General features: G+C 72.8%; 9 protein-coding genes and 1 pseudogene. 4 read left to right on the top strand and 6 right to left on the bottom strand.

Annotated elements, in window-relative coordinates; translation table 11 throughout:
* Positions 1 to 134 precede the first annotated feature (134 nt).
* From J7E93_RS32265 to J7E93_RS32255, 3 genes and pseudogenes are all read right to left on the bottom strand, one after another.
* Positions 135 to 1329: pseudogene (locus tag J7E93_RS32265) on the bottom strand (CaiB/BaiF CoA transferase family protein).
* A gap of 49 nt (positions 1330 to 1378) precedes the next feature.
* On the bottom strand, positions 1379 to 2206 hold the full coding sequence (locus J7E93_RS32260) for an ABC transporter permease (protein ID WP_215073581.1): 828 nt from the start codon (positions 2204 to 2206) through the stop codon (positions 1379 to 1381).
* A complete protein-coding gene (locus tag J7E93_RS32255) occupies positions 2203 to 3141 on the bottom strand; it encodes an ATP-binding cassette domain-containing protein (protein ID WP_215073580.1) in 939 nt (312 codons plus the stop codon). Before J7E93_RS32255 ends, J7E93_RS32260 begins: the two co-directional genes overlap by 4 nt.
* Positions 3142 to 3203: 62 nt before the next feature.
* Here J7E93_RS32255 and J7E93_RS32250 point away from each other — a divergent pair, with 62 nt between their 5' ends.
* A complete protein-coding gene (locus tag J7E93_RS32250; protein ID WP_215073579.1) occupies positions 3204 to 3923 on the top strand; it encodes a TetR/AcrR family transcriptional regulator in 720 nt (239 codons plus the stop codon).
* Between the two features lie 15 nt (positions 3924 to 3938).
* Here the strand turns inward: J7E93_RS32250 and J7E93_RS32245 are convergent, their stop codons facing one another.
* The 3 genes from J7E93_RS32245 to hmgA form a co-directional block, all read right to left on the bottom strand.
* Positions 3939 to 5153: a type ISP restriction/modification enzyme gene (locus tag J7E93_RS32245; RefSeq protein ID WP_215073578.1), complete on the bottom strand. Its 1215-nt coding sequence runs from the start codon at positions 5151 to 5153 to the stop codon at positions 3939 to 3941.
* Positions 5154 to 5217: 64 nt separating this feature from the next.
* Positions 5218 to 5967: a GntR family transcriptional regulator gene (locus tag J7E93_RS32240; protein WP_215073577.1), complete on the bottom strand. Its 750-nt coding sequence runs from the start codon at positions 5965 to 5967 to the stop codon at positions 5218 to 5220.
* Positions 5968 to 5980: 13 nt separating this feature from the next.
* Positions 5981 to 7342 (bottom strand): homogentisate 1,2-dioxygenase, encoded by a 1362-nt coding sequence (gene hmgA / locus J7E93_RS32235; RefSeq protein WP_215073576.1) that lies wholly within the window; start codon positions 7340 to 7342, stop codon positions 5981 to 5983.
* A 218-nt stretch (positions 7343 to 7560) separates the two neighbouring features.
* Here hmgA and J7E93_RS32230 point away from each other — a divergent pair, with 218 nt between their 5' ends.
* From J7E93_RS32230 to J7E93_RS32220, 3 genes are all read left to right on the top strand, one after another.
* Positions 7561 to 8301, top strand: a complete 741-nt coding sequence (locus tag J7E93_RS32230; RefSeq protein WP_308368857.1) for a TetR family transcriptional regulator — start codon at positions 7561 to 7563, stop codon at positions 8299 to 8301.
* A gap of 98 nt (positions 8302 to 8399) precedes the next feature.
* Complete coding sequence (locus J7E93_RS32225; protein ID WP_215073574.1) at positions 8400 to 10613, top strand: molybdopterin oxidoreductase family protein; 2214 nt, start codon at positions 8400 to 8402, stop codon at positions 10611 to 10613.
* Positions 10614 to 10760: 147 nt separating this feature from the next.
* Positions 10761 to 11507 (top strand): citrate:proton symporter (locus J7E93_RS32220; RefSeq protein ID WP_251067395.1); only part of this gene is annotated, 747 nt, incomplete at its 3' end.

Genomic DNA, 11507 nt, shown 5'->3' with positions numbered 1-11507 from the left:
CGCCCGCGCTGCCCGCAGGCCCGCGCCGTCCCGACGCCCGCGCTGCCCGGATGTCCGCGCTGCCCGCAGGCCCGGGCCGTCCGTAGGCCCGCGGCCCCGCGCCGTACGGCTCGGGCGTTGCCGTGGCCCGATCCTCAGGCGATCACGCCCGCCTCGCGAAGCATCTCGCGCTCCCGCGGTGGCACACCCAGCTCCTCCAGCACCGCGTCCGTCCTGCCCCAGCGCGGGGATCCGGTCCATGCGGGGTTCGGGGCCGTCCGGGAAGGTGACCGGCGGGAGCAGCGAGCGCAGCGGCCCCACCGGCGAGTCCACCGACCGCCATCGGTCACGGGCCATGAGCTGCGGATGCTCCGCGAGCTCCGCGACCGTGTTCAGCCGGGCACAGGCCACCCCCGCCGCGTCCAGCCGCGCCAGCGCCTCGGCCGCCGTCAGCGGCGCCAGGGCCTCCGCTACCACCGCGTCCGTCGTCGCTCGGCCGGCCACCCGGGCCGTGTTCGTGGCGAAGGCCGGATCGTCCGCCAGCTCCGGCCGCCCCAGGACCTGCTCGGCGAGCCGCCGCCACTCGCGGTCGTTCTGCACGGACAGCAGCACCCGACTTCCGTCCGCCGTCGGGTAGGCGTCGTAGGGCGCGATGACGGCGTGCGCCAGACCGGTGCGTGCCGGGGCCGTGCCCCCGTGCATCCCGTGGTGCAGCGGATGCCCCATCCACTCGGCCAAGGCGTCGAGCAGGGACACCTCCACGGGGCCGCCCCGCCCCGTCGTCCCCCTGCGTACGAGCGCGGCGAGCACACCCGCGTACGCGTACATCCCCGCCGCGATGTCGGCGGCCGGAATCCCCGACTTGACCGGCTGCTCCGCGGTCCCGGTCACCGACACGAGCCCCGCTTCGCACTGCACGAGCATGTCGTACGCCCGCTTGTGCGCGTACGGACCGCCCGGCCCGTACCCGGAGATGTCCACCGCGATCAGACGCGGATGCGCGGCGCAGAGGGTCGCCGCGTCCAGACCGAGCCGGGCCGCCGCCCCCTGCGCCAGGTTCTGTACGAAGACATCGGCGCCGGCCACCAGCCGGCGGACCAGGTCGAGCCCCCGCCCGTCCTTGAGGTCGACGGCCACCGACTCCTTGCCCCGGTTGCACCACACGAAGTGCGAGGCGAGACCCCGGGCCGCGGTGTCGTACCCGCGGGCGAAGTCCCCGCCGTCCGGACGCTCGATCTTGACGACCCGGGCGCCGAGATCGGCGAGCTGCCGGGTGGCGAAGGGGGCGGCGACGGCCTGTTCGACCGCGACGACCGTGACGCCTTCCAGGGGAAGTGGCTGAGTGCTCATGACAGCCCTGCCTACCCGGCGAGCACCCCCCTTGTCACTGCGGCTCTTCTCACCCGCGCGCGTACCGCCGCACCGCGAGGGGCGCGAAGACCGCGATGAGCCCGAGCGACCACAGGAGCGCCCCAGCGACGGGGTGCGCCACCGGCCAGGCGGTGTCCGCCGGCACGGCCACGTCGCCGACGAGCTCGCGCACCGCCGTGGTCACCGTCGAGATCGGGTTCCACTCGGCGACCGTGCGCAGCCGGCCCGCCATGTTCTCGGTCGGGATGTACGCGTTCGACAGCAGCGGCAGCATGAAAGTGGCGCTGCCGAGCTGACCGGCGGCCTCCTCGCTCTGCGAGGCGAGGCCCAGCAGGATGCCCACCCAGGTCGTGGCGAAGCGGAAGAGCAGCAGCAGGCCGAACGCGCCGAGGGCTTCGAGCGCCGTCCCCTCGATCCGCCACCCCATCGCGAGGCCGACGAGGACCATCGGCACCATGCCGATCGCGCTCGTCACCAGATCGGCGAGAGCCTGCCCCAGCGGTACGGCGGACCGGGTCATCGGCAGGGTACGGAAGCGGTCCGCCACGCCCCGGTGCGCGTCCTGGGCGGCCTGGAACATCCCGGTCATGATCCCGCCCGCCGCCGTCGCCACGAGCAGCCCGGGCACCAGGTACGCCCGGTACTCGGCACCCGGCATCGCGAGCGCGCTGCCGAAGACGTAACCGAAGAAGAGGAGGAAGACGATCGGCATGGTCTGCGTCATGACGATGATCGCCGGCGCCCGCCGTACCTTCCGCAGGTGGCGGCCGAGCACCGCCCATCCGTCTCCCACCACCACCCTTACGGAGAGCGCTTCGCGCGAACCTTCCCTTTCGTCGAGGACGAGCGCGCTCATGCGATGAGCTCCTTCCGGTCCGTGAGGCGCAGGAACACCTCGTCGAGGGTGGGCGGACGCAGCGAGGCGTCGACGATGTGGATCCCGGCCGCGTCGATCTCCCGGACGATCCGGGGGAGCGTGAGCGTGATGTCGGTGGTCACCGCGGCGACCGCCCGGCGCTCGGCGTCGAGGACCGGGGCGGAGCCGGTGAGCTGGTCGAGCACGGCCGCGGCGGCGTCCAGCAGCGTCGGTTCGGCGACGACGACCTCCGCCCGACTGCCGATCAGCGCCTTGAGTTCGGACGGGGTGCCGCGGTGCGCGGCCCGGCCCTCGTCGATCAGCACGATGTCGTCGGCGAGCTGGTCGGCCTCCTCCAGGTACTGCGTGGTCAGCACCACGGTGGTGCCCTGGGCGGCCAACTCCCGTACCGCCTCCCACATGCCGTTCCGGCTGTGCGGATCGAGCCCGGTCGTCGGCTCGTCGAGGAAGAGGACCTGCGGCGGCACGATCAGGCTCGCGGCCAGGTCGAGCCGGCGGCGCATGCCGCCCGAATAGGTCCGGGCGGGCCGTCCGGCCGCCTCGGTGAGCCCGAACCGCTCCAGGAGCTCGTCGGCGCGGGCGCGCGGGGCGCGCAGCAGCTTCGCGAACAGCCGCAGGTTCTCCGCGCCGGTGAGGTCCCCGTCGACCGAGGCGTACTGCCCGGTGACCGCGATCCGCCGCCGTACCCCGGCCGGATCGCGCACGACGTCGTGGCCGGCGACCCGCGCGCTCCCCGAGTCGGGGGCGACCAACGTCGTGAGGACGCGTACGGCGGTGGTCTTGCCCGCGCCGTTGGGGCCCAGGAGACCGCAGACGGTGCCCTCCCGGACCGCCAGATCGAGCCCGCGCAGGGCCTGGACCTCGCCGTACCGCTTCTGCAGACCCTCACTAAGTACAGCGTACGTAGTAGTCATGGCTCGACCATAGCGCACTACGTACGCTGTACGTAACTAGGATGGGGGCGAGGTGATGATCCATGGCGGGCCGAGCGGCCGAACCGGAAGTGATCTGGGCGCGCCCCGAGCGCGCGGGCCGCGGTCCCAGACCCGCGTACAGCAGGAGCGACATCGTGGCCGCGGCGGTCCGCATCGCCGACGCCGACGGCATCGACGCGCTCTCGATGCGCCGGATCGCGGCGGACATCGGCTGCGGCACGATGTCGCTCTACAACTACGTGCCGCGCAAGGAGGACCTGTACGAGCTGATGGTCGACGCGGCCGGCGGCGAGTACACCTTCCCCGGCATGCCCAGCGGAGACTGGCGCGCCGACATGCTCCACGTGGCCCGCGAGGCCCGCGGCATTCTGCGCCGCCACCCCTGGGTGATCCGGCTGATGACGACCGGCTACGCCTTCGGCCCCAACGCCCTGCGCTTCCTGGAACGCTGTCTGGCCTGCCTGGACGGCCTCGACCTGCCCGGCGGCACCAAGATGGAGCTGATCGCCACGGTCAACGGCACTGTGATGACCCTCGTCGCCAACGAACTCGCCCTCGCCGAACGCGCCCGTGGGCTGCCGTGGTCCGAGGAGCAGGAGCAGGCCGTGCGCGGCGCCTATCTGACGCGACAGCTCGCGGGCGGCGCGTATCCGCGGCTGGCCGCCGTGTACGGCGAGGCCGGGGTCGAGCGTCTCGACCCGGAGGAGATCTTCGACCGGACGCTGCGGCGGGTCCTCGACTCGTTCGTTCCGCGGCCCTGAGGGCGGCCGGCGGCTTCAGAGCAGGGCGAACTGCCCCTCCGGGCCCTCCTCCCGATGGTCCAGTACGGACGCGGGCCGGCGGGTGCTCTCCGGGACGGGCAGCACCCCGGCCTCCCGGAGCGCGGTACGGGTCAGCCGGGCGCCCTCGGCGAGCCGGGCCCGCTCCGGCTCCCGCTGGGCGAGGAGAGCGAGGACGGTGATCAGCTCCAGAAGCTCCGAGGTCCACTCCTGCGGCCAGGCGGCCGGACCGGTCGCCTCCAGAGTGCCGGGCTCGGCGGGCGCGGTCCGGTGCGTGAACCACTGTTCGAGCATCCGCACCCCGCCGACGTGGAACTCCCACGCCTCCGACGGGACGGGGGAGACCCGGCCCTCGTCGAGGGTGAGGGTCTCCTCCTCGGGCTCGTAGGCGAGTGCGGTGGGACGGGCCGGGATCGGCGCCCGCACGTACGGGCGCCGGCCGCCGGGCAACCGGGGGCGTTCGCCGCCGCGCGCACCCCGCAGCTGGATGTCGGTCAGCCGCCGGCCGAGCTCCACCCCGGACCGCCAGACGGCGGGGTCGCAGGGGAGCGGGACGCGGCAGCCGGCGGGGGAGGGGCGGCCGGCGGCCACGGCCCATGCCAGCACGTCCCCGGCGGTGACGCCGAGCCCGTACCGCTCGCTCAGCAGGCGGAGGAGTCCCGGCGCGAGGTTCGGTTCCCGGCCGCCGGGGCGCCGGAAGAGCGGACGGATCCTGCCGGGGCGCCCGGCCGGGGAGCGGCCGTCGGGCAGCGCGGCGGTCACCAGCAGCGAAGGCCCCGCGCCACCCGGCACGTACCCCTGCTCGACGGCGAAGAGCTGGTGTTCGTCGGCGACCCGCCACAGCTCGGGCCGGGCGTTGTCGATCAGCCGGTGGTCGGGGATCAGCCACTGTTCGTCGAACGGCCCGTGCACGAGCCGTACGGGATCGGGGCAGGGCCCGGACTCGCGGGCGAACCGGCCCGTGCCGGTGCGCTGACCGGGCAGCGCGGCCACCGAACTCGTCGGCGTACGGGCCCGGCTGGAGCGGAACAGCGCCTCGCGCTCGTCCCCCTCCGTCTTCACCAGCCGGTCCCAGCGGGCCCGCAGGGTGCGGACGTCGGGCGCCACGATCCAGGACCGGCCGAGCCTCAGCGGCGCCACGGACCACGGCATCAGCTCGTCGAGGAGAGGCGCGTCGTCGTCCGGCCGTACGTCTTCGGTCACGCCCCGCATGCTAATGAGGGGGTCAGCGGGCTTCCACCGTCAGCGGGCTTCCACCGTCAGTGCGTCTCCACCGTCAGTGCGCCTCCACCGTCACCGAGAAGGAGAACCGGTCGCCGCGGTAGCGGATGCGTGCCACGTCCACCACCCGGCCCTCCGCGTCATAGGTCACGCCGGTGTAGTGCAGGATCGGCGAGAGCAGCGGGACCTGGAGCAGCGCCGCCGTCTCGGGGTCCGCGAGCCGCGCCTCCACCGTGTCCGTGATACGGCTGATCCGGACCCCGACGACGTCCCGCAGCACCTTCGTCATCGGCCAGCGCTCCAGATCGGCCGGGTCCAGACCGGCCGCGATGTCGGGGCGCACCGCGTTCTCCGCCCAGTTGGTGGGCTCCCCGCTCTCCCCGTCGGAGCGCAGCCGCCGGTACGCGAAGACCTCGGTCACGTCCGGGAAGTACTCGGCCAGTTCGCCGGGCACCGGGCCGGCGCCGTGGCTCAGGACGGTCGTCCGCTCGCCGGACTGCTGGGCCACGATCGCGTCGATCGAGCCGAGCAGCCGGCGCGGGGCGGAGCGCCGGGCGCCGGGCTCGATGAACGTGCCCCGCCTCCGGTGCCTGCTGATCAGGCCCTCCTCCTCCAGCTCCTTGAGAGCCTGCCGCATCGTCAGCACGCTGACGCCGTAGTGCGTGGCGAGCTGTTCCTCGGTGGGCAGCCGCAGCGAGGCGTCGGGCGTGCGGCCCAGTATCGAGGCGCGCAGCGACTGCGAGACCTGGTACCAGAGCGGCAGCTTGCGGTTCAGGATCAGCGAGTCGGGAGCGAAGGCGGTCACGGCGTTCTCCGTACTACGACCGGAAGTGGCGCTCAAGACCCTGCCACACGTCGTCGTACCCCTTCTGCAGATGGTCGGCGTTGGCCGCCTGGCCGGTGGCGGTGACGGGCCAGCGGGTCTCGAACATGAAGGCCAGGCCGTCGTCGATCTTCTGCGGCTTCAGCTCGGCGGCGCTGGCGCGGTCGAAGGTCTCACGGTCCGGTCCGTGCGCGGACATCATGTTGTGCAGCGAGCCGCCGCCGGGCACGAAGCCTTCGGCCTTGGCGTCGTAGGCGCCCTCGATGAGGCCCATGTACTCGCTCATCACGTTGCGGTGGAAGTACGGCGGACGGAAGGTGTCCTCGCCGACCAGCCAGCGCGGGGCGAAGACCACGAAGTCCACGCCTGCGAGGCCGGGGGTGTCGGAGGGTGAGGTGAGGACGGTGAAGATCGACGGGTCCGGGTGGTCGTACGAGATCGTCCCGATGACGTTGAAGCGGTGCAGGTCGTAGACGTACGGCGTGTGGTTGCCGTGCCAGGCGACGACGTCGAGCGGGGAGTGGCCGTACGTCGCCGACCAGAGGTTGCCGCAGTACTTGTTGACCACCTCGACCGGGCCCTCGACGTCCTCGTACGCGGCGACGGGGGCGCGGAAGTCGCGCGCGTTGGCCAGGCCGTTGGCGCCGATCGGGCCGAGGTCGGGGAGCTGGAAGGGCGCTCCGTAGTTCTCGCAGACGTATCCGCGGGCGGTGTCGTCGAGGAGCTCCACCCGGAAGCGGACGCCGCGGGGGATCAGCGCCACCTCGCCGGGGCGGGCGGCGAGCAGGCCCAGCTCCGTGCGGAGGAGGAGGCCGCCGCGCTCGGGGACGATCAGCAGCTCGCCGTCGGCGTCGCTGAAGACCCGCTCCATGGACGCGTTGGCGTGGTAGAGGTGCACGGCCATGCCGGTGCGCTGGGTGGTGTCGCCGTTGCCGCCGAGGGTCCACAGGCCGGCGAGCCAGTCGGTGCCCGGCGCCGGGTCGGGCAGCGGGTTCCAGCGCAGCCGGTTGGGGTCCGGGACGGTCTCGGCGAAGGGCGCCGAGCGGACGGCGCCGTTTTCGACCCTGGTGAACGGCGGGTGCGCGGCCGAAGGTCGGATGCGGTAGAGCCACGAGCGGCGGTTGTGGGCGCGCGGCTCGGTGAACGCGCTGCCGCTCAGCTGCTCCGCGTACAGGCCCAGGGGGGCGCGCTGCGGAGAGTTGCGGCCGTGCGGCAGCGCGCCGGGCACGGCCTCCGAGCTGTGCTCGTTGCCGAATCCGGTGCTGTACGTCAGGGCCTCGGCCGTCTTTCTCGCCTGCGCCGTCGTGTGATCCGTGCGCTGGTTCCCGGCCTGCCCGGTGGCCTGTTCCGTGGTCATCGCCCGCTCCTGTCCTGAGCCCGCAAAGGAATCCTATGCATGACCGTAGGATTCCGCGACCGCTCGCGTCAACGGGGCCACGCTTCGACGCGGTCGGTGGGCAAGGGGTTCCAAGGGTTCCAAGAGATGCGCGTTGCTCCACTGTCACGCGCATGGCGTGGACGCGCAGGCCGCCTTGCCCATCGCCTGACCCCCACCCGGGCGGCATCATGGTCCCCGTGCCCCAGCCCAGCCCGCCCGCGCAATCCGCGGCCTCCGCGAAGTCCACGACGACCGCGAAGTCCACGGCCTCCGCGAAGTCCACGGCCTCCGCGAAGTCCACGGCCTCCGCGAAGTCCACGGCGCACGCCGGGCCCACGCCGCCCTCCCTCCGCCGCACCCCCGTCCAGCAGCGCAGCGCCGAGCGCCTCGCCCGGATCCTCGACGCCTGCGCCGCACTCCTCGACGAGGGCGGCTACGAGCAGCTGAGCACCCGCGCCGTCGCCGTCCGTGCGGGCGTCCCCATCGGCTCCGTCTACCGATTCTTCGGCAACAAGCGCGCCATGACCGCCGCACTCGCCCACCGCAACCTCGATCGCTACGCCGAACGCATCACCGCCCGCCTCGCCGCGGCCCCGGCCGTCGACGCGTACGCGGCCATCGACACCGTCCTCGACGAGTACATCGCGATGAAGCGGACCGTCCCCGGCTTCGCCCTGGTCGACTTCGGTGTTCCGGCCCCCCATGAGTCCGGGGACGACGACCCCAACCGCCTCGTCGCCGCCCGGATCGCCGAGCTGCTCGCCGCCACGCTCGGCCGCCCCGCCGACGAGACCCTGCTCCGCAAGATCCTGGTCGGAGTCGAGGCCACCGACGCCCTGCTCCAACTCGCCTTCCGTACCGACGCCTCCGGCGACCCCGCCCTCATCGCCGAGACCCGCGCACTCCTCCACGCCTACCTCGCGCCCGCCCTGTCGTGACGCCCGGTCGCGCGGTGAAGCCGGGGCGCACAAACCTCCCGCCCATCCCTACCGGTCGGTATGCTCGGCGGAACGACGCCGCCCCCAGGGAGACCGCCATGTCAGCGCCCCGCTCCACTGCCACCGCCCTGCGCATCTGCCCGCTCTGCGAAGCCACCTGCGGACTGACCCTCACCATCGAAGGCACCCAGGTCACCGGCGCCCGCGGCGACCGGGACGACGTCTTCAGCCAGGGCTTCATCTGCCCCAAAGGCGCCGCCTTCGGCGAGGTCGACTCCGACCCCGACCGACTGAAATCACCTTTGGTCCGCAAGGACGGCATCCTCCAGGAGGCCACCTGGGCCGAGGCGTTCGACACGATCGCCGCCCGGATCCGGCCGCTCGTCGAGGAGCACGGTCCGAACGCGGTGGGCCTCGTCCTCGGCAACCCGAACGTCCACACCATGGCCGGCGCCCTCTACCCGCCCCTGCTGATCGGCGCGCTGCGGACGCGGAACCTCTTCACCGCCTCCACGCTCGACCAGATGCCCAAGCACGTCTCCAGCGGGCTGCTCTTCGGCGACCCCTTCGCCGTCCCCGTACCGGACCTGGACCGCACCGCGCATCTGCTGATGCTCGGCGCCAACCCCCTGGAGTCCAACGGCAGTCTCTGCACCGCCCCCGACTTCCCGGGCAGGCTCAAGGCCCTGCGCAAGCGCGGCGGCACCCTCACCGTCGTCGACCCGCGCCGCACCCGCACGGCCCGGCTCGCCGACCGGCACCTCGCCATCCGGCCCGGTGCCGACGCGCTCTTCCTCGCCGCGCTCACCCACACCCTCTTCGACGAGAACCTCACGGACCTCGGTGGGCTCGCAGGACTCGTCGAGGGCGTGGAGGAGGTACGGGAGGCGGTACGGGAGTTCACCCCCGAGGCCGTGGCCGCCGCCTGCGACCTGGACCCCACCACCATCCGTACGGTCGCCCGCGAACTCGCCGCCGCCCCCTCCGCCGCCGTCTACGGCCGCATCGGCAGCTCCACCGTCGCCCACGGCACCCTCGCCAGCTGGCTCGTCGACGTTCTCAACGTCCTCACCGGCAACCTGGACCGTCCCGGTGGCGCGCTCTTCCCGCTTTCCGCCACCGTGCCCGCACCCCGCCCCGCGGGCCCGGGCAAGGGCTTCGCGCTCGGCCGCTGGACCAGCAGGGTCTCCGGCCACCCCGAGGCCAAGGGGGAGCTGCCCATGGCCGCGCTCGCCGAGGAGATCGAGACCGAGGGCGAAGGCCGTGTCCGCGCACTGATCACGATCGCCGGCAACCCCGTCCTCTCCGCCCCCGACGGCCGGCGCCTCGACGCGGCCCTGGACGCCCTCGACTTCATGGTGGCCCTCGACCCGTACCTCAACGAGACCACCCGCCACGCCGATGTCGTCCTGCCCCCGCCGCCGCCCTCCCAGAGCGCCCACTTCGACTTCGCCTTCAACGGCTTCGCCGTCCGCAACCAGGCGCGCTTCACCCCGGCCGCCGTCCCGCTGGAAGAGGGACGCATGGACGAGTGCGAGATCCACGCCCGGCTGATCCTCGCCGTCTCCGGCATGCACGGCGCCCCGCCCTCGGCCGTCGACGACCTCGCCATCGACACCACCCTCGCCAAGGCCGTCACCCAGGAGCACTCGCCCGCCCACGGTGCCGACCCCCGCGCCTTCGCCGCCTCCCTCGGCGGGACCACGGGCCCCGAGCGCCGCCTCGACCTGATGCTGCGCCTCGGCCCGTACGGCCTCACGCTCGACGCCCTGCGCGAGCAGCCCCACGGCATCGATCTGGGGCCGCTGAGGCCACGCCTTCCTCAGCTCCTGAAGACCCGCAGCGGGCGCGTCGAACTGCTTCCCGCGCCGCTCGCCGCCGATCTGCCCCGGTTGCGCGCCGCCCTGCACGCCCGCCCCGACGCGCTCGTGCTCGTCGGCCGCCGTCATCTGCGCTCCAACAACAGCTGGCTGCACAACGCGCCCTCCCTGAACGGCGGTTCGAACCGGTGCACCCTCCAGGTCCACCCCGAGGACGCCGACCGGCTCGGCCTCGCCGACGGAAAGCCCGCCCGGATCACGGCCGAGGGCGGCGCCCTGGAGGCTGAGGTGGAGATCACCGACGCCGTACGGAGCGGGGTGGTGAGCCTGCCGCACGGCTGGGGTCATGACCGGCCGGGGACCCGTCTCGGGGTCGCCGCCGCCCGCCCCGGGGTCAACGTCAACCAGCTTCTCGACGGCTCCCGGCTCGACCCGCTCTCCGGCACCGCCGTACTCAACGGATTCCCCGTGCAGGTCTCACCGCTCCTATGATACCTGTCGTGACCTGGGGTTTTGCTCGTATTGCTCACGCGTCAACATCTTGTTAACAGCTGAAGAGGGCACCTAACGTCGTCGCAACCGCCGCTCTGGCGGGAGCCTCCCCGGTGGGAGTTCAACGGTGAACGTGAGGTGTCCTCGATGCTGACCATCCTCGGCTTCACCATGATCGCGACCTTCCTGGTCCTGATCATGATGAAGAAGATGTCGCCGATCGCGGCGCTCGTGCTGATACCGGCGCTCTTCTGCGTCTTCGTCGGACAAGGCGCCCAGCTGGGCGACTACGTCATCGAAGGCGTGGGCAAGCTGGCGCCCACCGCGGCGATGCTGATGTTCGCCATCGTCTACTTCGGCGTGATGATCGACGTCGGCCTCTTCGACCCGATCGTCCGGGGCATCCTGCGCTTCTGCAAGGCCGACCCGGTGCGTGTCGTGGTGGGTACGGCGGTGCTGGCCGCGATCGTCTCGCTCGACGGAGACGGCTCGACCACCTTCATGATCACCGTCTCGGCGATGTATCCGCTCTACAAGCGGCTCGGGATGAGCCTGGTCGTCATGACCGGTGTCGCCGCCACCGCCAACGGCGTCATGAACACCCTCCCCTGGGGCGGCCCCACCGCCCGCGCCGCGACCGCGCTCAAACTCGACGCGGCCGACATCTTCGTCCCGATGATCCCGGCGCTCGCCGCGGGCCTGCTCTTCGTCTTCGTCCTCGCCTATGTGCTCGGCCGCCGTGAGCGCAAGCGCATCGGATACCTCACCCTCGACGAGATCCTGGAGCCGGAGACGGAGACCGTCCTCGTGAAGGCCGGCGGCGGTACCGAGCGTCCCGCGGCGCTCGGCGGCGGTACGGAGCCCGGCGCGGCGGCCGGCGGGCCGGGCGGCGCC

The sequence above is a fragment of the Streptomyces sp. ISL-36 genome (assembly GCF_018614205.1).
Classification (GTDB): Bacteria; Actinomycetota; Actinomycetes; order Streptomycetales; family Streptomycetaceae; genus Streptomyces.
This window is presented reverse-complemented; position numbering and strand designations above follow the sequence as displayed.

What these genes read in the sequence shown, in the direction of transcription:
- hmgA (WP_215073576.1), bottom strand. Translation starts at nt 7,342, where the DNA reads ATGACCACGGAACAGGCCACCGGGCAGGCCGGGAACCAGCGCACGGAT.
- J7E93_RS32250 (WP_215073579.1), top strand. Translation starts at nt 3,204, where the DNA reads ATGGCGGGCCGAGCGGCCGAACCGGAAGTGATCTGGGCGCGCCCCGAG.
- J7E93_RS32225 (WP_215073574.1), top strand. Translation starts at nt 8,400, where the DNA reads ATGTCAGCGCCCCGCTCCACTGCCACCGCCCTGCGCATCTGCCCGCTC.
- J7E93_RS32255 (WP_215073580.1), bottom strand. Translation starts at nt 3,141, where the DNA reads ATGACTACTACGTACGCTGTACTTAGTGAGGGTCTGCAGAAGCGGTAC.
- J7E93_RS32260 (WP_215073581.1), bottom strand. Translation starts at nt 2,206, where the DNA reads ATGAGCGCGCTCGTCCTCGACGAAAGGGAAGGTTCGCGCGAAGCGCTC.
- J7E93_RS32245 (WP_215073578.1), bottom strand. Translation starts at nt 5,153, where the DNA reads ATGCGGGGCGTGACCGAAGACGTACGGCCGGACGACGACGCGCCTCTC.